The organism is Mycobacterium sp. 1245499.0 (assembly GCF_001673615.1).
In the GTDB taxonomy this organism is placed as follows: domain Bacteria; phylum Actinomycetota; class Actinomycetes; order Mycobacteriales; family Mycobacteriaceae; genus Mycobacterium; species Mycobacterium europaeum_A.
Map to the genome: position 1 here is coordinate 1 of NZ_LZMG01000394.1, position 22,886 is coordinate 22,886.

Below are 22,886 nucleotides of genomic sequence, written 5' to 3' on the forward strand. Positions count from 1 at the left end.
GATCTGCGTGGTGCCGCCCGCGATGGTCAGCGACCGCGACGTCAGCCGGTAGTTCGCCCACGGCGCGCCGGCGCCGCTGGTACCCAGCACGTCGAAGGCCAATGCGGCCAGGTCCTGGCCGATCTCGCCCCACACCGTCTTGGCGAGGCTCGCCGACCCGAACGCGTCACCCCCATGCAACGACGCCGAGATCGACCGCTGGCACAGGACTTCGAGATACTTGATGCGAAGCGCGATTTCGCCGAGCCGCCGCAACGTCACCGGATCGTCCAGCGCGTCGCTGCCGGCCGCGCCGAGATCATTGACCAGCTCTTCGAGCCGCACCTGCATCTCCGCGTACAGCCTGGCGGCGCCGGCGCGCTCGTGGCTGAGTGTGGTGGTGGCCACCTGCCAGCCCGCGTTGAGCGGACCGAGCAACGCGTCCGCCGGCACCCGCACGTCGTGAAAGAAGACCTCGGCGAAGTCGGCGTCACCATTGAGCGTGACCAGCGGGCGGACCTCGATGCCCGGCAGCGTCATGTCGACGATCAGGCAGGAGATCCCCTTGTGTTTGGGCGCCTCGGGGTCGGTGCGCACGTAGAGCTGACACCAGTCGGCCCGATGTCCCAGCGAGGTCCAGATCTTCTGACCGTTGACGACGAAGTCGTCACCGTCTCGCGCGGCGCGGGTGCGCAGCGCCGCGAGGTCGGAGCCCGCCTCCGGCTCCGACATTCCCTGGCACCAGATGTCGTCGGCGCGCATCATGCGGGGGAGCAGCGTGCGTTTCTGGGCCTCGGTGCCGTACTGCATGATGGCCGGGGCGATGTTGTTGAGTCCAATCACGTTGAGCGGCATAGGAGCTCGCGCGCGCGTGGTCTCTTCGGTGTAGACCAGCTGCTCGAGCACCGTCGCGCCGCGCCCGCCGTATTCGGGTGGCCAGGACACGGCGGCCCATCCCGCGTCGGCCATCGTCGCATTCCAGCCGCGCAGCATCTCGAATGCGGCGTCGTCGCGGCCGGTGGGCCGGCGGGCCGCCACCAACTCGTCGGTCAGGTTCTGCGCCAGCCAGTCACGCAGCTCGCCGCGGAATCGCTCCACGTCCGGCGGGTAGGAAAAGTCCACGTTTCTCTTTGTCTCTAGCGTCGTCTTCGGCGTCGGAAAACCTTGTGGCCAAGCCGGACTCTACGGTCGAGCAGATAGTTGGTCAATCAACTCCCTCGGGGTTCGGGGAAGGCCACCTCGGCGTTACCCGGCATCGGGCTGACACCGCGTCGCTCACACACTTCCAGCACCTCGTCGACGATCGACGCGGGCACGATGAACTTCTCCGTCGAGGAGATCCGCTCGAGATGGGCCGCGATGTCCTCGGCGGTGGGACGGCTGTCGGCCTCGGCGAGCCAGCCCTCGGTGAGGCCGACGAACACCCGCGCGTAGCGGCCGGCGGCCGCGGAGTAGTTGCGGTGGGTGAAGGTGCAGGCGGTGCTGGCCAGAAACGTCACCAGCGGTACCACGAGCTCGGGCCGGATGGCTTGCATGAAGCCGGATTCGGCGAGGAACTTCTCGTCGCCGACGGTCTCGGTGACCATCCGCGAAAAGCCGGTAGGCATAACGGAATTGGCGAGTATGCCGTGCGCTTCGCCCTCGATGGCGATGACGTTGGTCAGCCCGACCAACCCGGCCTTGGCCGCCGCGTAGTGGGCCTCCATCGGTTGGCCGAAGATCCCGGCGGATGACGAGATGAACACGAAGCGTCCGCCCCCGCTGTTCTTCATCGCCCGATACGCGGGCTGGGCCAGATGAAAGCCGCCGTCGAGATGCACGCGCAACATCCGCGTCCAGTCGTCGTGCGAGAGGTCCTCGAACGCCACGCTGCCGAAAATGCCGGCGTTGCTGACCACGGCGTCCAGGCGCCCGAACCCATCGACGGCGGCGTCGACGATCGCCTGGCCGCCGGCCGGATTGTCCACGGAGTCGTACGAGGCGAGCGCGGTGCCACCGGCCCGGGTGATCTCGTCGACCACCTCGTCGGCGACGCGGGTGTCGGATCCGTCGCCGCGCATGGAGCCGCCGAGGTCGTTGACCACCACCGCCGCACCCCGGCGGGCCAGGTCCAGCGCGTACAGGCGACCGAGTCCCCGACCGGCCCCGGTCACCACCGCCACCTGGCCGGTGAACTCAATCATCGTGTGCTCCTGATTCATTGACTGCCGTGCAGCCGGACTTTACGGTGGAACAGATATTTGGTCAACAATCCGGAGGTGTGCGTGGGGGACGACGCCGGGGGCGACCGGGTGCAGGGGCTCGGCATGCTCGCCTCGGCGCTTGCGGGCCGGGCGGCGGCGGTCGCCGAACTGCCACCCGGCGAACCCGCGTGGACGGACGGCCGAACGATCTACGTCGATGCCGCCGCCGAGCCGCGCGCGCGGCTCGAGTCGGTCGCCGTGCACGCCTCGATGATCGCGGCCGGCAGCCTGGATCCCGATGTGGTCGCTAAGTTGGTGCGGCACCGCAAACTGGCGCAGCGCTATCTGGCGGTCGAAGGCCACCGCGCCCTGATCGCGAATGCCACTTTGCTACCAAGCGTTTTGGCGTCGCTGGGCGACCCCGACATCGCGCGCCGCAGCGATTCGCCGCGCGCGTCGCTGGACGTCGCCGCGGCGCGGGTGGCGCTGCCGGAGCCGCCGCCGCAGTTCGGGGTGCTGCGCGCGGCGAAGGTGGTCGCCGCGTGCGCTCGGGCGGCCAAACAAGACGAAGAGGCCAGGCCCGGACACGTGCCGCGGAGCAACGGCGCAACGGAACTGGACGAGCTCGACGACGGCGAGGTGGACGACTCCGACGATCCCGACCTGTTCACCAGCCCGGTCGGCGGTGGCGGATTCATCGGCAAGTGGTTGAAGAAGATGCTGTCCTCCGCACGCAAGACGGGAAGTGGCGGGGGTCCGCCCGGCGCGGACAACCCGACCCATCGCACCAGCTCCGGCAAGCGCGGCGCATACGCCGTCACGTCGCTGGCCTCGACCTCCGGTGACGACGCGGACGCCGAGCGCGAGGGCCAAACCGCCGCCGACGGTGTGCGATATCCGGAATGGGACGTCGCGCGCAAGAGCTACCGGCCGGCCTGGTGCACCGTGCGCGAGATCGATCCGCAAATCAAGGTGTCGGCCACCCAGGCCATCGACGATGCCGTCGGGGTGCGGCGGCCGCTGTCGCGGCTCGGCATGGGTCTGCACCGCCGCCACCGGCAGGCGCAGGGCGACGACATCGACATCGACGCGGCCGTGGAAGCCCGGGTGGAGGTGCGGGCCGGGTCGGTGCCCGACGAGGCCGTGTACCTGGACAGCCTGCGCCGCCGGCGCGACCTGTCGGTGCTGCTGCTGCTCGATGTGTCGGGCTCGGCGGGCGAACCCGGAACGGTCGGCCGCACGGTGCACGAACAACAGCGTGCGGCGGTCGCGAACCTGACCGTGGCGCTGCACGATCTCGGTGACCGCGTCGCGCTGTACGCCTATTACTCGCAGGGCCGGCGCGCGGTGAGCATGGTGCCGGTCAAGCGGTTCGACGACCAGCTGAACGCCCAGGTCATCAGGCGGCTCAACAGCCTGGAACCCGGCGCGTACTCGCGCCTGGGCGCCGCGATCCGCCACGGTGCGGCCACCCTGGAGGCGCGCGGCGGCACGTCGCGGCGGCTGCTGGTGGTGCTCTCCGACGGGCTGGCCTACGACCATGGCTATGAGCGGGCATACGGTGCCGCGGACGCGCGCCGCGCGCTCACCGAGGCCCGCCGCCGGGGAACTGGTTGCGTGTGCCTGACGATCGGCGCGGGAACCGACGTGCACTCGTTGCGCCGGGTCTTCGGCAGCACCGCACACGCGGCCATCGCACACCCCGACCAGCTCGCCGGTGTGATCGGACCCCTGTTCCGCTCCGCGCTGCGTTCGGCGGAGGTGCGCCGCAGGATGTCCGTGATACCAAGTCCCAGAACACCATTGGCGCACCGGACCGCCGTCGCCAGCGGCCGCGCCACTTGAAACAAACATCTGTTCCGGCTAGGCTCCAATCGCCGGAAGTAGCAGAAGGGAAGCTATGGCCAACGAGTCCGGGCTTGCTTACTTCAACCGAGGGACCCCCGAGGGGGAGCCCGTGCGGCCTTACTACCAAGCGGTCGGCAGCGAAGAGGCCGTTTTCAAGGCGGCCTATCGGCAGGGCCTGGCGCTGGTCCTCAAGGGCCCGACGGGCTGCGGCAAGACGCGATTCGTCGAGGCGATGGCCCACGACCTCGGGCGCCCGCTGATCACCGTCGCCTGCCATGACGACCTCACCACCGCGGACCTGGTCGGTCGCTACCTGCTGCGCGGCGACGAGACGGTGTGGGTGGACGGCCCGCTGACCCGGGCGGTGCGCGAAGGGGCGATCTGCTACCTCGACGAGGTGGTGGAAGCCCGGCAGGACACCACGGTGGTGCTGCACCCGCTCGCCGACCACCGGCGACAGCTGCCCATCGAACGACTCGGCATCACGCTGGACGCGGCGCCCGGATTCGGCCTGGTGGTGTCCTACAACCCCGGCTATCAGAGCGTGCTGAAGGATCTCAAGGACTCGACTCGACAGCGGATGGTGGCCATCGAATTCGATTTCCCCACAGCCGATATCGAAGAGGGCATTGTCGCGCACGAGGCGGGCGTGGACCGATCCACCGCGGCCGAGCTGGTCCGCTTCGGGCAGGCCATCCGCCGGCTGGAAACCGGCGGGCTGCGGGAGGTGGCGTCGACGCGGGTGCTGATCGCCGCGGGCAGGCTGGTCGCCGAGGGGTTGAGCATGCGCGACGCGGCGCGGGCCGCGATCGCGGGCCCGCTGACCGACGACGTGGCGGTGGGAAAGGCGCTGGGCGAGATGATCGAGATCTACCTCGCGCCGGACGGGTCCGGCGGGTCCGATGATTGACGCTGCATACCGCCCCCGCTAGGGTCTGAACAAATATTAGGTTTACCATTCGGCGCGCGATTCTGTCACCTGGGAGGTCGGATGTCCTACGAGAGCAGCGCAGAGCCCATCAAGGTCGGTTACCTGATGGACTTCACGCTCCCGCCGGGTTTTCCCGAGGATCTGTTCGCCTCCTTCACCCAGACTTTCGAGCTCATCTTCGAAGAAGCCGTCGCCGAGGGACTGATGGACCGGCCGGTGCAGATGATCTACCGCGAGGTCGAGGGTTTGCCCAAAGGTTCGGTCAAGGCGGTGATCGATGCGTATGGCGAACTCGTCGACGAGGGCTGTCTGGTGGTGTTCGGTCCGAATATCACGGATAACTGCGTGCCGTTGCGAGAAGCGATCGAGGAACGCTTCAAGGTCCCCGCGATCAGCGTGACCGGCACCGACGACTGGCTGGGCGAGTGGACCTTCGCCTTCCCGCAGGGATCCATGACCGACGAGCCGATCTTTTTGGCCGACCTCATCGCCAAGCGCGGACTCGCCGAGATCGGCGTGCTGGTCGAGCAGAGCCTGATCGGGGAGAGCTACCTGAAGAACCTGCGAAGTGCCTGCCGGCGCAAGGGCATTCGGATCGTGGCCGAAGTTCCCATCGCGCAGACCGCCCAGGACATCAACGCCGCGGTGCAAACGCTGCACGAGGCCAAGGCCGAGGCGATCGTGCACCTGGGCTTCGGCTTCGGCATCGTGTTCATCAACCCGGCGCTCGAGTCGCTCGGGTGGGACCCGCCCCGCTTCACCACGACGGCGTGGCAGAACGCCTGGGTCAACCCGATCATGTGGAACGCATTCATGGGCTGGACGGGTGTGGACCAGTACGACGAGGCGAACCGGATCGGCCAGGACTTCCTCGACAGGTACGCGGCGAAGTACAACGGCAGTCGCCCCGAGTTCTGTGTGACCGTGGTCAACCGCGACGTCGCCGCGACGTTGGTGCGCGCGTTCACCGACGCCCATCCGTTGAGTCCCCGCGGCGTCAAAGAGGCGTTGGAACGGGTCAAGATGATGCCCGCCGCTTCCGGCGCGCCCGGCACCCGGGTGTCGTTCGGCAAGTGGACGCGCCGCGCCTGGATGGGTGCGGGCTATCTGGTGGCGCGGACCCTCGACGCCGACGGCATCAACTCGCACCTGGTGGATCGCTTCGGAGAGGAAGACTGATGTCCACAGAACAATCCATCCCGCTGACCACGGACGACAAACCCGTCGCGCCGGGCGGGCGCAAGCGCAGCTGGGGCGGTTGGATCGCCGGCGCGGCGCTGGCCGCCTTCGCGTTGTTCTTCATCGCGAATTGCCGTGTGGCCCTTGACCCTCGCGTCGCGAACCCAGGCGTGCAGGGCCGGCCGCGCCCGGTGAAGTTCACGTTCGGGCTGGACTACATCGGCTTCCTGGACTGGGCCACGGTGGTGGCGCTGATCGTGCTGTTGATCGTCTTCATCAGGGGCTGGCGCCGCAATCCCGGTAGCCCGGTGATGCTGATGTTCTTGTGTACCACGCTGATCGTGTGGCAGGACCCGATCATGAACTGGTCGCCGTTCGCGGTCTACAACCCAGATCTCGTGCACTGGCCGGAATCCTGGCCGCTGGTGTCGTTGTCGCCGACGGTCGAACCGTTCGTGGTCTTCGGTTACGTGATGTTCTACTTCGGCCCCTACTTCCCGGCCGTCTGGCTGCTGCGCAGGTTGCAGGCGAAGTACGGGCCCACCGGTTACGTGTCACGGCATCCCCTGATCAGCCTGGGGCTGATCACGCTGGTGATCGGTTTCATCTTCGATGCCTTCCTGGAAAACATCCTGATCCACTGGGGCATGTACATCTACTCGCAGGTGATCCCGTGGGGATCGGTGTTCACCGGCACCACCTTCCAGTTCCCGCTGATCTGGGAGTCGTTCTCGGTGTGCTTCGTGATGGTCCCCGCGGCGATCCTGTGCTATCGCGACGACACCGGTAAGTCCGTCGCGGAAAAGCTTGCCGCAAAAGCGAAGTTGTTCCCCACGCGACCGGTGCTCGGCACGTTCCTGGTGATGTTCCTCATCATCAACGTGTCGTACTTCGCCTACGGTGGCTGGTTCTGGGCCATCAAGGCCAGTCACGCTGCCACGTCGGTGGCCTGCCCGTGGCCGTATCCCGAGGCCAAAGTCTATGACCCGCAAGGCTTCTACGAGAAGGCGGGTGCCCAGGGCCCTTACTCGGTCGGCATCTGGTCGACGTGGGCGAGCGGCGAACCCAACGGTCGGCCCCACGTCGATCCTCCACCGCCGGGCGAAGGCGCCTGCGCTGTCCAGGATCAAAAGGCGAGCCGGCATGGTTGAGCCGCGCGCCGTCGTCATCACCGGTGCATCCCGCGGACTCGGCTTCGCCTCCGCGGTGCGGATGTACCGGGAAGGATGGCGCGTGGTCGCGGCCATGCGCACTCCCGACCAGGCAATGCCGCTGCTGCGCAAGGCCATTGAGGATCAGGGCCTGGACGCACCCGACGACGACCGGCTGATCGGCGTCCAGCTCGACCTGACTGACAACGCGTCGATCGCCGCGGCGGCCAAGTCGATCGAAGAGGCCGTGGGCGCACCGTACGCGCTGGTGCACAACGCGGGCATCTCGGCCGCCGGCATGGTCGAGGAAACCGATATGGCGTTGTGGCAGCGCATGCTGGCCACCAGCCTCCTGGGCCCCGTCACGCTCACCCAAGCGTTGTTGCCGTCGATGCGGGCGGCGGGCCAGGGGCGAATCGTCCTGGTTTCCAGCGCCGCCGGGGTGCGCGGCCAGCCCGCAACCGCGCCCTACTCGGCGGCCAAGGGGGCGCTGGAGCGCTGGGGGGAATCGATGGCGTGCGAGATCGCGCCGTTCGGCCTCGGCGTCACCGTCCTGGTGGCCGGCACGTACGACACCGCGATCATCACCGACGCCGGCACCACCGATGACCGCAACTTCGGCGGCCCGTACGCCCGGCTGCACAACACCATGAACAGCCGCGGGCGTTTCGCGATGAAGATGGCCCGCCCGCCCGAGCGGTTCACCGACGGCCTGCTCAGGGCGATCGAGGATCGGGGTGCGTTCCGCCGGCGGGGCGTCGGCCCGGATGCCTCGATGCTGTTGGTGGCCAACAGGATTCTGCCGGCGGCGGGCATGCACCACATGTCGCGGATCGTGCTGGGCATACCCCGTCAGGGCTCGATGCGCGACGGCGCGTGGCCCCTGACCACAAGCCAAAAAGCGATGGTGTTCGTCGCCCGTGTTCTTCCGCAACCGGCACTGCAGCGCTTGGCCGCGGTGGCCGGGCGGTTCTCGTCATCGAAGAACGCGGCACAGCAAGGGGATTGAAGGGGCAATCATGGAACAACTTTTCGACGATCTGGAAGACTTCGGCGCCTTCGACGACGCGGTCTCGGGGGACGTGCGCGACCCGTACACCGAGCTGGCCCGGCTGCGCCGTGAGGAACCGATCCAGCGCCTGGACACCTCCGGGATGCCGCACGAGGAATCCAAGCCGGTCTTCATCGTCTACCGCCACGAGGAAGCCCAGCAGATGCTGCGCGATAACGAGACGTTCTCCTCGGCGGCCGTCATCGCGGCGTTCGGCCCGGTCCTGGGGGAGCGGGTCATGCTCGGCATGGACGAGCCGATCCACGGGCGGCTGCGGTCGCTGGTGTCAAAGGCGTTCTCGCAGAAGGCCTTGGCGCGCTGGGAGGACGAGCTGGTCGGCCGCGTGGCCAATGGCCTCATCGACAAGTTCGCGGCCAACGGCAAGGCCGACCTGGTCAAGGAATTCACCTTCGACTATCCGAGTCAGATCATCGCCGGTCTGCTGGGGCTGCCCGAGGAGGACTACCCGCAGTTCCAGCGCTGGTCCATCTCGCTGCTGAGTTGGATCCTGAACCCGGAACGCGGACTCGCCGCATCGGCGGCGCTGTGCGACTACTTCGCGCCCATCCTTGCGGCCCGCCGTGCCGAACCCAAGGACGATCTGATCAGCGCGCTGGCCCAGGCGGAGATCGACGGCGAGAAGCTCGAGGACGAGGAGATCTATTCCTTCCTGCGGCTGCTGCTGCCCGCCGGAGTGGAGACCACCTACCGCGCGCTGGGCAACCTCCTGCTCGCGCTGCTGTCCGATCCCCGGCAGCTCGACGCCATTCGCGCGGACCGGTCGCTGCTGCCGCAGGCCATCGAGGAGGGCGTGCGGTGGGAACCGCCGCTGTTGACGATCACCAGGGTCGCCACCCGCGACACCGAACTCGGCGGAGTCGCGATCCCGGCCGGGTCGAGCGTGATGCCGATGCTGGGCGCCGCCAACCGGCAGGAGGACCGCTACCCCGATCCAGACACGTTCAACATCCACCGGCAGCAGAGGCCGAATCTGGCCTGGGGGCACGGCGTGCACGTCTGCCTCGGCATGCACCTGGCCCGCCTCGAGATGCGCACGGCCATCAACCTGCTGCTCGACCGGCTGCCGAATCTTCGGCTGGACCCCGAGGGGGACGACCCGCACATCCGCGGCCAGGTCTTCCGGTCACCGACGTCGGTTCCGGTGCTGTTCGACCCCCAATAACCGGCCCCGCAGCGGCTGCAACTTGCCAATCGGCTAGTTTGCGGTAAGGCTCTCCGTAGCCCCTCCATGATTCAGAAGAGAGTGACAGATATGACTGAGGCTGTAAAGGTCCGCTTCGAGCCGAAAATGATGATCGACGGCAAGCTCGTCGAGGGCCAGGCCGGTACCTTCACCAACATCAACCCGGCGACCGAAGAGTCCCTCGGCGAGGTTTCCGATGCCTCGAAGGAGGACATGCATCGGGCCATCGACGCCGCCCGGCGCGCCTTCGACGAGACCGACTGGTCGACCAACAAGGAGCTGCGCAAGCGCTGCCTGCTGCAGCTGCACGAGGCGATCGAATCCGAGATCGACGAGCTGCGCGAGGAGCTGATCCTCGAGGTCGGCTCGCCGCGGGCCATCACCTTCGGGCCTCAGCTGGACGCGCCGCTGGAAGACGGGCTGAAGTACCCGGCCCGGCTGATTGACGAGTACGCCTGGGAAACCGACCTGGGCGACAAGGTGATCAGCCTGACCGGCACGCTGACCACCCGCAAGGTGTGGCGGGAACCGGTGGGCGTCGTCGGCGCGATCGTGCCGTGGAACTTCCCCTTCGAGGTCACCCTCAACAAGCTGGGCCAGGCGCTGGGCACCGGCAACACGGTGGTGCTCAAGCCCGCACCGAACACGCCGTTCAACGCGAACCGGCTGGGCCGGCTCATCGCCGAGAAGACCGACATCCCCGCCGGCGTGGTCAACGTCGTCACCGCCTCGGACCACTTCGTGGGTGAGGAGCTGACGCTGTCGCCGAAGGTCGACCTGATCTCGTTCACCGGCTCGACGGTGGTGGGCAAGCGGATCATGGAGAAGGGCGCCGCCACGATGAAGCGGCTGTTCCTCGAACTCGGCGGCAAGTCGGCCACCATCGTCTTGGAGGACGCGGACTTCGCGACGGCCTGCATGGTCGGCATCGCGCCCTGCATGCACGCCGGTCAGGGTTGCGCGAACCCCACCCGGCTGCTGCTGCCGCGGTCCCGCTACGACGAGGGCGTGGAGATCCTGAAGAACATCTACGAGAACGTCACATGCGGCGACCCGCAGGACCCGGGAACGTTGTGTGGGCCGGTGATCTCGCAACGGCAGTTCGACCGCGTGACGGGCTACATCCAGAAGGGCGTCGAAGAGGGCGCCACGGCGCTGGTCGGCGGCCCCGGTGCGGAAACGGGCTTCGACAAGGGATACTTCATCCGGCCAACGCTTTTCACCAATGTCGACAACAAGATGACCATCGCGCAGGAGGAGATCTTCGGCCCGGTGCTCTCGGTCATCCCTTTCGACGACGAAGAGGACGCCATCCGGATCGCCAACGACAGCGTGTACGGGTTGGCCGGCAACGTGTTTGCCGGCTCCCTCGAGCGTGCGCTGTCGGTGACCCGCCGCATCAAGGCCGGCTTCATGGGCGTCAACGGGGGCGCCCCGTACGGTGCCGACACGCCGTTCGGCGGCTACAAGGAAAGCGGTGTGGGCCGCCAGAACGGTGTGGCCGGATTCGACCAGTACACCGAGATCAAGTCGGTCGCCTACCCGGCCGTGTAGCAAGGTTCCCCTTCGGCGAGATTGCCGTCAGGGTCGCGATTTTCGGCTTGATCGCGACCGTGGCGGCAATCTCCGTTTCTGGTCCTCATTTTCGGGCTCCTCGGCTTGACCTAATATTTGTTCAGCCTTAGATTGGCTGGAGAGGTCGCGTCGCCCGGGTTGACGTCGGTGCGCGGTTACCTGGATGCCTAGGAGTCCTGTTGAACGAATTCGATTCGGTGGATTTCTTCACCGACCTGTCCCTGATTCCCGACCCGTACCCGTACTTCGACCACCTGCGCGCGCGGTGCCCGGTGCTGGCACGACCCGAGCAGGGCGTCCTGGCCGTAACGGGTCACTCCGAAGCGCTCGCGGTCTACAAGGATCCGGCGTTCTCGTCCTGCGTCTCGGTCGCCGGCCCGTTTTCGGGGCTGCCGTTCGAGCCCGAGGGCGACGACATCGGCAGCCTGATCGAACAGCACCGGTCGCAGATCCCGATGAGCGAACACATCGTGACGCAGGACCCGCCGGAGCACGCCAGGACGCGAGGCCTGCTCAGCCGCCTCCTGACCCCCAAGCGGCTCAAGGAGAACGAAGACTTCATGTGGCGGCTCGCCGATGAGCAGCTCGACGAGTTCGTATCCGCAGGCCGCTGCGAATTCCTCGACCAGTACGCGCGGCCGTTCTCCGGCCTGGTCATCGCCGACCTGCTGGGAGTTCCCATCGAGGATCACGAAGAGTTTCGGGATGTGTTCTCGGGCAAGTTCTCCGGTGGCGTGGAGGACGATTCGGTGACGCGCGCGCACAATCCGCTGGAATACCTCGACGAGAAATTCACCACGCACATCACCGACCGCCGCCGAGCGCCGCGCGAAGACGTGTTGACCGAGCTGGCCCAGGCGAAGTATCCCGACGGTTCGACTCCCGATGTCATCGACGTCGTCCGGCTGGCGACGTTCCTATTCGCGGCCGGCCAGGAAACCACGACGAAGCTGCTGAGCTTCGGCGTCCGCACGCTCGCGGAGAACCCGGAGTTACAAAAGCTGCTCCGCGAAGACCGCGGCCGCATACCGAATTTCGTCGAAGAGACGCTGCGGATGGAAAGCCCGGTCAAATGTCACTTCCGGATGGCGCGCACGACGACGTCGATCGGTGACACCGAGGTCCCGGCGGGAAGCACCGTCATGTTGCTGCCCGGTGCGAGCAATCGGGATGCGCGAAAGTTCGAGCAGCCCGACGAGTTTCGCATCGACCGGCCCAACGTGCGAGAGCATGTGGCCTTCGGTCGCGGCAATCACTCGTGCCCGGGCGCACCGCTGGCCCGCGCGGAAGGGCGAATCTCGTTGAACCGCATACTCGACCGGATGGGGGACATCGCGATCGCCGAGGCCGAGCACGGGCCGCCGGACGCCCGTCGCTACACCTACGACCCGACCTGGCAGATGCGGGGCCTGTCCGAGCTGCACCTCGAATTCACCCCGATGTCGTGACTTCCCACCAAATCGGCGAGTGGGATCCCGGCTTCACCGAGCGCTTCGTCACCGCGGCAGAACCCCTGGCGCGGCGCTGGTTTCGCTTCGAGGTGCGAGGGCTGGAATCGGTGCCGCCTCGTGGCGGTGCCCTGATCGTCGGCAACCACTCGGGCGGCATGCTCACGCCCGACGTGCTGATCTTCGCGGCGGCGTTCTACCGAAGATTCGGCTACCGACGCCCGCTGTACACGCTCGGCCATGACGGGATGTTCGTCGGGCCGATGTCGCGATGGCTGACCCGGCTGGGCGTCATTCGCGCCACCTCCGCGAACACCGCGCGGGCGCTGCGGTCCGGCGGTGTGGTGCTGGTGTTTCCGGGCGGCACCTATGACGCCTATCGACCGACGCTGGCCGAGAACGTCATCGACTTCAACGGCCGCACCGGGTACGTCCGGGCGGCGATCGATGCGCGGGTGCCGATCGTGCCGGTGGTCTCCATCGGCGGCCAGGAAAGCCAGCTGTTCCTCACCCGCGGCACGTGGCTGGCCAAGCGGCTGGGCCTGTCGCGCTGGCGCTCGGACATTCTGCCCATCACCGTGGGGTTTCCGTTCGGGCTCAGCATGCTCGTGCCGCCCAACCTGCCGTTGCCGACCAAGATCGTCAGCGAAGTCCTCGAACCGATCGACGTCGCCACCCGGTTCGGCGATCAGCCCGGCGTCGCCGACGTCGACGCGCATGTCCGTTCGGTCATGCAGGCCGCCCTGGACGGCCTGGCTCACCAGCGACGCTTTCCCGTCCTGGGCTAGGGCTTCGCCGTGGCTTGCGGCATCGCGCCCGGCACGGTCGCCAGGTCATCGGCCAACCCTGCGGCAGCGCGGATTTCGCGGAATGCGCCGACCATGGCGTCGGTGAGTTCATGGGGGTCGCCGAGGGTGCGGTCGTCGGCGATCACCGATATGTTCAGCTGATCGACGTAGCTCCACACGGTGATGTTGATCCCGCAGGCGGTGATCAACGGTCCGGCGGAATAGATTTCGCTGACCGGGGCGCCGGCGAAACGGCCGCGCTCACGCGGCCCCACCACGTTGGAGATCGGAATATTGAACAACCTGTTTCGGGTGTACCGCCGGGCCAACCATCGGAACGCCAGGGGAGCGGCAGCGCCGGGCAGGTAGCTGATCAACTTGCCATAGAGTTCCGGGCCGAACAGCTCGTTGTTCTCCTTGGCGATCGTCGTTGCCACGGACGTCAGGCGCACGCGCCGCAGCGGATCGCCGATGTGGGTGGGTAGCGACACCGCCATGCCCCCGAGCTCGTTGCCGCTGATCCGCTGCGGCGACCTGTCCGTAGTGGCCGGGACTGAGGCGACCAGGGGCTGGTTTGCGCTGCCGTCGTAGCGCAAGAGCAGTTCGCGCAGTGCGCCCGCCGCGATCGCCATCACCATGTCGTTGATGGTGATCTGCAGCTGCCTACCGGTCTGTTTGACCTGAGGTAGCGACAGCGTCGCGGTGGCGAAAGTCCTTGCCGGAGAGACGATATGGTTGAGGAAAGTCGGCGGCGCATGCAGCATCCGGGCGAGGTCCGGTTGGCTGCCGCGCTGCCGGGCGCGCCGGCGCAGCCGCCGCGCCCCGCCGAGCGCCTCGGCTATCACCCCGGGTAACGCGGCGGCCTGCCGGGCATGATCCGCGGCGGCCGCACGCAGCAGCCGCGCCGTCGAGGGCGCACTGCACGTGGTGTCGTTGTCCCGGTCGTCCTGCACCGGGCCGGTCAAATCCATGAGCCTGGTCAGCAGATTGGCTGAGGCGACGCCGTCGGCCAGCGCGTGGTGCATCTTGCCGATGATCGCGAACTTGTTGTCCGCCAAGCCTTCGGCGAAGTGGAACTCCCACAACGGACGGTCGCGGTCCAGTGGCACCCCGGCAATCTGCCCGATCACCCCGTCGAGCTCCCGACGGCCACCCGGGGCGGGCACCCGAACGCGCCGCACATGATAGTCGAGGTCGACCTCGCAATTCTGCAACCACATCGGGTGATGCAATCGCCACGGGATGTCGATCAGCTTGTAGCGCAACGGATCCAGCCGATGCAGTCGCCGGTGCAGCGTGCGCCGGAAAACGTCGAAGCTGACCTCGCCGTCGTAGGCTGCGGCGTCGACGATCGCCACCTTCAAGGTGTGGGTATGTAGGTTCGGCGTCTCGCTGTACAGCAGCATCGCGTCCATGCCGTTGAGCCGCTTCACCCGACCATTATTGCCCTGCACCCGCGGCCGTGAGAACAAAATTCTGGTTCGGCGGCACGCGCCGAGCCCGGCTTCGCGCCAGAACCACCCCCGGGCTCCACCCGCCCAACCCCTTGGTTGACAATCGACGCAAGACTCCATTCTTTTCGAAGTCCACGTGTCAAAGGAGACAAGACCATGGCTGAAGCCGTCATCGTCGAGGCAGTGCGTTCACCGATCGGCAAGCGCAACGGCGGATTGTCCGGGGTGCACCCGGCGGATCTTTCCGCGCAGGTGCTCAACGGCCTGGTCGACAAGGCGGGCGTCGACCCGGCCCTGGTCGACGACGTCATCTGGGGCTGCGTCATGCAGGCCGGCGAGCAGGCCCTCGACATCGGCCGCACCGCCCTGCTGACCGCCGGCTGGCCCGAGACCGTCCCGGGCGTGACCGTGGACCGCCAGTGCGGTTCAAGCCAGCAGTCCATCCACTTCGCGGCCGCCGGCGTGGTCGCCGGACACTACGACGTCGTCGTCGCCGGTGGTGTCGAGTCGATGTCGCGGACCCCGATGGGCGCCTCGCTGGCCAACGGCGGGCGCCCGTATCCCCAGGCCTTCCTGGACCGCTACCAAGGCCAGATCCCCAACCAGGGCATCGGCGCGGAGATGATCGCCGAGCAGTGGGGATTCGACCGCACCACGCTGGACCAGTTCAGCCTCGACTCGCACGAAAAGGCTGCCGCCGCACAGGATTCCGGAGCTTTCGATGACCAGATCGTGGGCATCAAGGATCAGGACGGCAACGTGGTGCTCAAGGACGAAGGCATCCGCCGCGGCACCCCGATGGAGAAGATGGCCTCGCTGAAGCCGGCCTTCAAGGAGGACGGCGTGATCCACGCCGGCAACTCCTCGCAGATCTCCGACGGCTCGGCGGCGATCCTGTTCATGTCCGCCGAGAAGGCCAAGGAACTGGGGCTCAAGCCGATCGCCAAGGTGCACACCGCGACGCTGGCCGGGGCCGACCCGGTGATCATGCTGACCGCGCCCATCCCGGCCACCCAGAAGGTGCTCAAGCGGTCCGGGCTGTCCATCGGCGAGATCGGCGCCTACGAGGTCAACGAGGCGTTCGCGCCGGTCCCGCTGGCCTGGCTCAAGGACATCGGCGCCGACGAGAGCAAGCTCAACCCCAACGGTGGCGCCATCGCGCTGGGCCACCCGCTCGGCGGATCCGGTGCCCGGATCATGACCACCCTGCTGTATCACATGCGGGACAAGGGAATCCAGTACGGGCTGCAGACCATGTGTGAAGGTGGCGGCCAGGCCAACGCCACCATCGTGGAACTGTTGTGACCCAGCCGCCGGGGGCCCTGGCCGAGCGTCGGGGCAACGTGATGGTGATAACCATCAACCGGCCGGAAGCCCGCAACGCGGTGAACGCCGCCGTCAGCATCGGCCTCGGGGATGCGCTCGAAGAGGCGCAGCACGACCCCGAGGTGCGGGCGGTGGTGGTCACCGGCGCCGGCGACAAATCGTTCTGCGCCGGGGCCGACCTCAAGGCGATCGCGCGCCGGGAGAACCTGTATCACCCGGACCATCCCGAATGGGGCTTCGCCGGATACGTGCACCACTTCATCGACAAGCCCACGATCGCGGCGGTGAACGGTACCGCCCTGGGCGGTGGCACCGAGCTGGCGCTGGCCAGCGATCTGGTGGTGGCCGACGAACGCGCGCAGTTCGGTTTGCCCGAGGTCAAGCGCGGCCTGATCGCCGCCGCGGGCGGTGTGTTCCGCATCGTCGAGCAGTTGCCCCGCAAGGTGGCGATGCGGCTGCTGCTGACCGGCGAACCGCTGCCCGCGGCCGCCGCCTGCGAATGGGGCCTGATCAACGAGGTCGTCGCGCCGGGCTCCGTGCTGGACGCCGCGCTCGCCCTGGCCGAGCGCGTCACCGTCAACGCGCCGCTGTCGGTGCAGGCCAGCAAGCGGGTGGCCTACGGAGTCGACGACGGTGTCGTCGTCGGTGACGAACCGGGCTGGGAGCGCACCATTCGCGAGATGAAGGCGCTGCTCAGGTCCGAGGACGCCAAAGAGGGGCCGCTGGCGTTCGCCGAGAAGCGGGAGCCGGTCTGGAAGGCGCGCTAGTGCCGGCGCGGTATCAGCGCTAATGCGCGAGGATGTTGACCCCGCGGCCGAACACCGCGGGTAGCAGCGCGCAGGTCGGGACGACCGCGCGGCGCACCGCCCGCGGCGTGCTGGCCAGCACCAGCGCGCGGGTGAGCAGCCGGTAATCGCGGGTGATCCGGTGCCACGCCATCTCGTACGCGGCCGGCCTCTCGTTCACGATGGCGTCGACCGCCGCGGCGGACTGCTTGAACGCCAGGCTGATGCCCTCGCCGGTGAGCGCGTCCTCGTAGCCGGCCGCGTCCCCGACCAGCAGCACGCGCCCCGCCACCCGGCGCGAGACCACCTGCCGCAAGGGTCCGCAGCCGCGGGGCTGCCCGGGCTCGGCGCCGTGCAGCTGGCGGGCCAGCCGCGGGAACCACGCCGGGTCGGGCCGGCCGCGCGACAGGATGGCCACCCCGACCAGGTCGGGCTCGACCGGTGTCACGTACGCCTCGCCCCAGCGCGACCAGTGCACCTCGACGAATTCCGACCAGGCCGGTACCCGGTAGTGCCAACGCACGCCGTAGCGCCGCGGCGTCCCCGCGGTCGCGGTGATTCCGACGGCGCGACGCACCTGTGAATGCAGCCCGTCGGCGGCCACCAACCATTTCGCGCGCACGCCGGCGGCCGACACGCCGTGGGCGTCCTGCGCCACCTTCGTCACCCGCGCGCGGATCCAGTCGGTGTCCTGCTCCTTGGCGCGCGCGGCCAGCGCCGCGTGCAACGTCGTGCGGCGGACGCCGCGCCCCGGCCCGCCACGAAATTGCGCCTGCGCTCGCCGCCGCTCACTCACGTACGCGATCCCGTGAAAGGGCATGCCGACGGGATCCACGCCCAGCGAGGTCAATTCGGCCAAGCCGCCCGGCATCAACCCCTCGCCACACGCCTTGTCGATGGGCCCGTCGCGCGGTTCGGCCACGATCACCGAAAGTCCTTGGCGGCGAGCGTGTAACGCCGTCGCCAGCCCGCCCGGGCCGCCGCCGACGACCAACAGGTCCGCGTCGTAATCGCTCACGTGTAGCCCAACGCCGAGTTCTCCACCTGTAGACGCACCCTGAGCAACGCGGCGTTGGCCAGCGTGAACAGCGCCGCGGTCAGCCACGCCGTGTGCACCAGCGGCAGTGCCAAGCCTTCGGCCACCACTGCAACATAGTTCGGGTGGTGCAGCCAGCGGTAGGGACCCTGACGCACCAGCGGCGCCTGCGGCAGCACGATCACGCGGGTGTTCCATCGCCGGCCCAGCGTCGAGATGCACCACCAGCGCAGCGCCTGGCTGGCCACCACCACCGCCAGCATCGGCCAGCCCAGCCACGCGATGAAGGGCCGGTGCAGCGCCCACGGCTCGACGAGGCAGCCGACCAGCAACGCGGTGTGAATGGTCACCATCACCGGATAGTGGGACCGGCCAAACTCCTTGGCGCCCTGCGTAAACGACCATCGCGCATTGCGGGTGGACACCACCAGCTCCGCCACGCGCTCCAGCCCGACCGCCAGCACCAGCAGGTAATACATGGCTACAGTCTTTACCAGCTCTACCAGGCCAGCAGCACCAGCTCGGAGCAGAACGCCGGGCCCATCGCGATCATCAACCCCATCGAGCCGGGCGGGGGCGGATCGGCGAGGTTGGCCGCGAGCACGTCGAGCACCGAGACCGACGACAGATTGCCGTTCTCGCGCAACGAGTTTCGTGTGTGGTCGAGAGCGGCCGGGGGAAGGTCCAGGACGCTCTCGACGGTCTCTATCACCCGCGGGCCGCCCGGGTGGCACACCCAGGTCGTCACATCGCGCGGGGTTAGCCCGTGGTCGGCGAGGAAATCGCGGACGTCGTCGCCCAGATACTTCTCTGCGATGGTGGCGACGTCGGCGGACAGCACGATCCGGAAGCCGTCGGCGCCGATCTTCCAGCCCATGATCTCCTCGGTATCGGGATAGAGGTGGCTGCGGGTGGCCAGCACGCGGGGACCGGTGTGTTCGCGGCCGGCGCGGTTGGCGCCCTCGGTGATCACCACCGCCGCCCCGTCCCCGAACAGGCTGGTGGCGACGAGATTGGCGACCGACCTGTCCTGGCGTTGAACGGTCAGCGAGCACAGCTCCACCGCGAGCAGCGCGGCCGTGTGATCGGGGAAGGCGCGCAGGTAGTCGTGCATGCGCGCCACGCCCGCCGCACCGGCCACACACCCCAGGCCGAACAGCGGGACACGCTTGACGTCGGGGCGCAGCCCGACCCGCGTCGCCAGCCGCGCCTCCAGCGTGGGAACCGCCAGCCCGGTGACCGTCGTGGAAAACACGATGTCGAGCTCCGATGGCTTGACCTTGGCCTCATCCAGCGCGGCCACCAGCGCCTGCTCGCCCAGATCCAGCGCGACCTCGAGATAGGCGTCGTTGGCCTCGGTGAACCCGCTCAGCTCGCGATAGCGCGGCAGCCGCAACGCGGTGTTGCGGAACTCCACCCCGCTGCTCGACGCGAAACGGCGAAAGTCCGGACCGGCGATGTCGGTGAGCGCGCAGATGGCTTCGCTTTGGGTATAGCGATTGGGTGGAAACTTCACCGCAACGCCGGCAATGGACGGATTTCTCTGCGCGATGCCCGACGAGCCGGCGAATTCACGGCTTCCCCCATGGTCCATGTACAGGTGACGGTGCCGCGGCGCCGCCGGTTCAACTGAACACCGCGCGGGTGGCCCGCTTGGCGCAATCGTCCGACTCCTGCGCACGCCTCGAGCGGCGCGCGACGTGGTCCGGTTAGGGTCGGGGTATGCGGGCTCTGGTCACCGGTGCCACCGGTTATGTGGGATCACGCCTGGTCACCGCGCTGCTGGCCGATCAGCATCAGGTGGCGGCCGCGACTCGAAACCCGGCGCGGCTCAAGCGCTTCGGCTGGTTCGACGACGTCACGCCGGTGAAACTGGATGCCGCCGACCCTGCGTCGCTGGCGTCGGCGTTCGCCGGCTGCGGGCCCGTCGACGTGGCGTATTACCTGGTGCACGCGATCGGTCAGCCGGGTTTTCGCGATGCGGACAAAACCGCGGCGGCGAATTTCGCGGCGGCGGCTCGCGACGCCGGGCTGCGGCGCATCGTCTACCTGGGCGGCTTCGTGCCCGCCGACGAAGACCTGTCCGAGCACTTGACCAGCCGGGCCGAGGTGGCCGAGGCGCTCACCCTCCCGGACGGCCCGGAGCTGGTGTGGCTGGGCGCGGCGATCATCATCGGCGCCGGCTCGACGTCGTTCGAGATGATGCGCTACGTCGGCGACCGGTTTCCGCTGATCCCCATCCCGAGCTGGATGGACAACCCGATCGACCCCATCTCCATCCGCGACGTGCTGCACTACCTCGTCGCCGCGGCCGACCGGGACCTGGTGCCCGCCGGGGCATACGACATCGCCGGCCCCGAGACCACGTCCTACCGCGACCTGCTCAAGGCGTACGCGCGCGTCTCCGGGCGCTGGCACACCGGACTGCCGGTCGGCAGGATCGACACCACCTTGGCGTCGCTGATCACCGGCGTCGCGCTGCCGGTGCCGCACGGGCTGGCGGGGGATCTGGTCGAATCGCTGGACCACCCGATGGTGGCCTCCGCCAGCGGCCTGCGCGATCGGGTTCCCGACCCGCCCGGGGGCCTGCTGGGCATCGACGAATCCATGGCCCTGGCCCTGGCCGGCCAGTACAAGCACCGGCCGCGTCCGGTCAATGCGCTGGCCGACCCGCACCACCTCGCCAATACCGATCCCGCCTGGGCGGGTGGCGACGCGCTGCGCATCCGCCGGCTCGCCCGTCGGGTCACCCCATCCGTCGTGCGGCCGACCCTGGGGCTGGTGAACAGGGTCCCCGGCCCGGTGGCCGGAGCGGTGCGCACCGGCCTCGACCTCCTGATTGCCCTGACCCCGAAGGTGCGTCCCGCATGAGCCAGTCGACGAGCCCGTACCACACCGACGTCCTCACCGAGGTCCGGCGTGCGATCACCAATGTGGCTGTGCCACATAATGAATCGCCCGGGGTGGTGCGGCGCCGGCGGGTCATCGTGGCCATCACGGTGGTCATCGGGGCCGGCGTGCTCGGGTTCTCGTTGCGGCGCCATCCGGGGGATGCAAGCTTTTACTGGCTGACGCTGGTGCTGGCGGCGGTGTGGACCGCGGGAGCGTTGGTCTCCGGCCCGCTGCATCTGGGCGGCATCTGCTGGCGGGGCCGAAACCAGCGGCCGGTCATCACCGGCACCGGGGTCGGCCTGCTGGTGGGTGGGGCGTTCATCGTAGGCGGGCTGATCGTTCGGCAGATCACTCCCGTGGCGGAGTTGATCACCCGGGTACTGCTCTACGCCCACCACGGGTGGTATCCGGTGATCGTGGCGATCACGCTGATCAACGGCGTCGCGGAGGAAGTCTTCTTTCGCGGGGCGCTCTACACCGCACTGGGCCGATATCACCCCGTGGTGATCTCGACCGTCCTCTATACGTGCGCGACGCTGGCCAGCGGCAACCCGATGCTCGGCTTCGCCGCGATCATCTTGGGAACGGTGTGCGCGTTCGAGCGCCGGGCCACCGGGGGCGTCCTGGCCCCGATGCTCACCCATTTGGTGTGGGGGCTGATCATGGTTCTCGTGCTGCCCCCGATGTTCGGTGTCTGACCTCGCTACCCGCGGACGCGACGACGTCGCGGGCAAAAGCGCGCGTCGCGGTGGAATGGGCGGGCCGAACGCACAGCCAGTACACCCGCCCGGGCAGGCCCCTGGGCAAAAAAGTAGATCGCTGGGTATAACGGGCGCCGCGGCCGTCTTGGCCGGTGATCGCAATCTCGAGCCACTCGCGTCCCGGAGCTCGCTTGGTGGAGCGCAGCCGCAGCAGGGTGCCCGCCGTGCGCTCCTCGACCTGCCAGTCGGCGGCGCGCGAGTTCACGACGTCCTCCACCGCCGACCAGAGCGCGCCCGGGTCGGCGGCGGTCGTGGCGGTTCGAACATCGGTGTAGACGATCTCGCCTGCCCAGTTCGGGTCCGTCGGCAGCGGGTCGGCCGGCTCGGACCGCAGCGACGACCAGGACGCATCGGGCAGGCCACGGCTGGCGCGGTGCAGCGCCAGCTCGACCGCGCGACGGTAACCCGTTAGCCCGCCCGGCGGCGGCGCGATGACGCCGTCGATGTCCGAATTGCGCATCACCGCATCGCATTCCAGCGATTCGACCAGCGGTCGCGCCAGCCCGGACGGAATCGGGGTCACGGTGCCCACCCAGAGGCTGGCGATCGTCGGGGTCAGGAACGGCAGCACGAACAGGTAGCGCCTGCCCAGCCCCGCGACCTCGGCGTAGACCCGCATCATGTCGCCGTATTCCAGCACGTCGGGGCCGCCGATATCCCAGGTGCGCGACGTCGGGACCGGGGCGGTCGCCGCGGCGGCCAGGTAGTACAGCACGTCGCGCACCGCGATCGGCTGGATCTTGTTGTGCACCCATTTCGGCGTGGTCATCACCGGTAACCGGTCGGTGAGGTGCCTGATCATCTCGAACGACGCCGACCCTGAGCCGATGACCACCCCGGCCTGCAACACGACGGTCTCGATGCCAGAGTCGATCAGCACGTCCCCGACCGCCTTGCGCGACGCGAGATGCGGTGAGAGATCACTCTTTTCGGGATGCAGCCCGCTCAGGTACACCACGCGCCGCACCCCGGCGCGCCGCGCGGCCGTCACGACGTTGCCGGCGGCGCGGGTTTCCTCGGCGGCGAAATCCTTGGAGCTGCCCATCGAATGGACGAGGTAGTACACCACGTCGATGCCGTCGAACGCGGCGGTCAGTGAATCGACGTCAGCGAGGTCCCCGCGCGCGACCTCCGCCTGTTGTCGCCACGGCACCTGCGCCAGCTTGTCGGGGTTGCGCGCCAGCGCACGGACGCGATGCCCCTCGTCCAGCAGCCGGGGCACCAGGCGCCCGCCGATGTAGCCGGTCGCTCCGGTCACCAGGCACCGCACCTGTTCGGGCATCGATCCTCCGTCG

Annotated in this window: 20 protein-coding genes; 13 read left to right on the forward strand and 7 right to left on the reverse strand. The window is 68.3% G+C overall.

Going from position 1 to position 22,886, the window contains the following annotated elements; genetic code table 11:
* Both A5646_RS24260 and A5646_RS24265 read right to left on the reverse strand, forming a co-directional pair.
* A partial coding sequence (locus tag A5646_RS24260; RefSeq protein WP_067024751.1) for an acyl-CoA dehydrogenase family protein occupies nucleotides 1-1,101 on the reverse strand: 1,101 nt, incomplete at its 3' end.
* An 86-nt stretch (nucleotides 1,102-1,187) separates the two neighbouring features.
* Nucleotides 1,188-2,162: an SDR family NAD(P)-dependent oxidoreductase gene (locus tag A5646_RS24265; protein WP_067024807.1), complete on the reverse strand. Its 975-nt coding sequence runs from the start codon at nucleotides 2,160-2,162 to the stop codon at nucleotides 1,188-1,190.
* 81 nt (nucleotides 2,163-2,243) lie between these two features.
* Between A5646_RS24265 and A5646_RS24270 the strand changes: the two genes are divergently transcribed.
* The 9 genes from A5646_RS24270 to A5646_RS24310 all read left to right on the forward strand — a co-directional run bounded on the left by A5646_RS24270 (nucleotide 2,244) and on the right by A5646_RS24310 (nucleotide 13,337).
* Entirely contained in the window at nucleotides 2,244-4,007 is a 1,764-nt protein-coding gene (locus A5646_RS24270; RefSeq protein WP_067024810.1) for a nitric oxide reductase activation protein NorD, read from the forward strand.
* Nucleotides 4,008-4,062: 55 nt separating this feature from the next.
* Nucleotides 4,063-4,920, forward strand: coding sequence for a CbbQ/NirQ/NorQ/GpvN family protein (locus tag A5646_RS24275; RefSeq protein WP_066866156.1), 858 nt, complete (start codon nucleotides 4,063-4,065; stop codon nucleotides 4,918-4,920).
* Between the two features lie 81 nt (nucleotides 4,921-5,001).
* Nucleotides 5,002-6,120, forward strand: a complete 1,119-nt coding sequence (locus tag A5646_RS24280; protein WP_066878663.1) for an ABC transporter substrate-binding protein — start codon at nucleotides 5,002-5,004, stop codon at nucleotides 6,118-6,120.
* Nucleotides 6,120-7,271, forward strand: coding sequence for a spirocyclase AveC family protein (locus tag A5646_RS24285; RefSeq protein WP_067024753.1), 1,152 nt, complete (start codon nucleotides 6,120-6,122; stop codon nucleotides 7,269-7,271). Before A5646_RS24280 ends, A5646_RS24285 begins: the two co-directional genes overlap by 1 nt.
* Entirely contained in the window at nucleotides 7,264-8,280 is a 1,017-nt protein-coding gene (locus tag A5646_RS24290; protein WP_067024756.1) for an SDR family NAD(P)-dependent oxidoreductase, read from the forward strand. The genes A5646_RS24285 and A5646_RS24290 overlap by 8 nt, the downstream gene beginning before the upstream one ends.
* A gap of 10 nt (nucleotides 8,281-8,290) precedes the next feature.
* Nucleotides 8,291-9,505 carry a cytochrome P450 gene (locus A5646_RS24295; protein ID WP_067024759.1) on the forward strand — a complete coding sequence of 405 codons (1,215 nt, stop codon included), beginning with the start codon at nucleotides 8,291-8,293 and terminating at the stop codon, nucleotides 9,503-9,505.
* Nucleotides 9,506-9,595: 90 nt separating this feature from the next.
* The gene (locus A5646_RS24300) at nucleotides 9,596-11,080 is read left to right on the forward strand and encodes an aldehyde dehydrogenase family protein (protein ID WP_066866165.1); all 1,485 of its coding nucleotides are present in this window, start codon (nucleotides 9,596-9,598) and stop codon (nucleotides 11,078-11,080) included.
* A 200-nt stretch (nucleotides 11,081-11,280) separates the two neighbouring features.
* Nucleotides 11,281-12,549 (forward strand): cytochrome P450, encoded by a 1,269-nt coding sequence (locus A5646_RS24305; RefSeq protein ID WP_067024762.1) that lies wholly within the window; start codon nucleotides 11,281-11,283, stop codon nucleotides 12,547-12,549.
* Nucleotides 12,546-13,337 carry a lysophospholipid acyltransferase family protein gene (locus tag A5646_RS24310; RefSeq protein ID WP_082984834.1) on the forward strand — a complete coding sequence of 264 codons (792 nt, stop codon included), beginning with the start codon at nucleotides 12,546-12,548 and terminating at the stop codon, nucleotides 13,335-13,337. Before A5646_RS24305 ends, A5646_RS24310 begins: the two co-directional genes overlap by 4 nt.
* Here the strand turns inward: A5646_RS24310 and A5646_RS24315 are convergent.
* Nucleotides 13,334-14,770, reverse strand: a complete 1,437-nt coding sequence (locus A5646_RS24315; protein WP_067024765.1) for a wax ester/triacylglycerol synthase family O-acyltransferase — start codon at nucleotides 14,768-14,770, stop codon at nucleotides 13,334-13,336. The genes A5646_RS24310 and A5646_RS24315 overlap by 4 nt on opposite strands.
* Nucleotides 14,771-14,947: 177 nt before the next feature.
* Between A5646_RS24315 and A5646_RS24320 the strand changes: the two genes are divergently transcribed.
* Complete coding sequence (locus A5646_RS24320) at nucleotides 14,948-16,096, forward strand: thiolase family protein (RefSeq protein WP_066866172.1); 1,149 nt, start codon at nucleotides 14,948-14,950, stop codon at nucleotides 16,094-16,096.
* Entirely contained in the window at nucleotides 16,093-16,884 is a 792-nt protein-coding gene (locus A5646_RS24325) for a crotonase/enoyl-CoA hydratase family protein (protein ID WP_067024768.1), read from the forward strand. The genes A5646_RS24320 and A5646_RS24325 overlap by 4 nt, the downstream gene beginning before the upstream one ends.
* Before the next feature lie 19 nt (nucleotides 16,885-16,903).
* On the opposite strand, the gene A5646_RS24330 is transcribed toward A5646_RS24325, so the two are convergent.
* From A5646_RS24330 to A5646_RS24340, 3 genes are read right to left on the reverse strand one after another with little or no spacing between them, the layout of a single operon-like run.
* Complete coding sequence (locus A5646_RS24330; RefSeq protein ID WP_067024771.1) at nucleotides 16,904-17,920, reverse strand: NAD(P)/FAD-dependent oxidoreductase; 1,017 nt, start codon at nucleotides 17,918-17,920, stop codon at nucleotides 16,904-16,906.
* Entirely contained in the window at nucleotides 17,917-18,417 is a 501-nt protein-coding gene (locus A5646_RS24335; RefSeq protein WP_067024774.1) for an isoprenylcysteine carboxyl methyltransferase family protein, read from the reverse strand. The genes A5646_RS24330 and A5646_RS24335 overlap by 4 nt, the downstream gene beginning before the upstream one ends.
* A gap of 20 nt (nucleotides 18,418-18,437) precedes the next feature.
* Nucleotides 18,438-19,532: a type III polyketide synthase gene (locus A5646_RS24340; protein WP_067024777.1), complete on the reverse strand. Its 1,095-nt coding sequence runs from the start codon at nucleotides 19,530-19,532 to the stop codon at nucleotides 18,438-18,440.
* A gap of 128 nt (nucleotides 19,533-19,660) precedes the next feature.
* Here A5646_RS24340 and A5646_RS24345 point away from each other — a divergent pair, with 128 nt between their 5' ends.
* A complete protein-coding gene (locus A5646_RS24345) occupies nucleotides 19,661-20,809 on the forward strand; it encodes an NAD(P)H-binding protein (RefSeq protein WP_066868723.1) in 1,149 nt (382 codons plus the stop codon).
* Nucleotides 20,806-21,528, forward strand: coding sequence for a CPBP family intramembrane glutamic endopeptidase (locus A5646_RS24350; RefSeq protein ID WP_066868721.1), 723 nt, complete (start codon nucleotides 20,806-20,808; stop codon nucleotides 21,526-21,528). Before A5646_RS24345 ends, A5646_RS24350 begins: the two co-directional genes overlap by 4 nt.
* Here A5646_RS24350 and A5646_RS24355 read toward each other — a convergent pair.
* Nucleotides 21,491-22,873 (reverse strand): DUF2867 domain-containing protein, encoded by a 1,383-nt coding sequence (locus tag A5646_RS24355; RefSeq protein ID WP_067024780.1) that lies wholly within the window; start codon nucleotides 22,871-22,873, stop codon nucleotides 21,491-21,493. The two genes, A5646_RS24350 and A5646_RS24355, sit on opposite strands and share 38 nt — an antisense overlap.
* Nucleotides 22,874-22,886 lie beyond the last annotated feature (13 nt).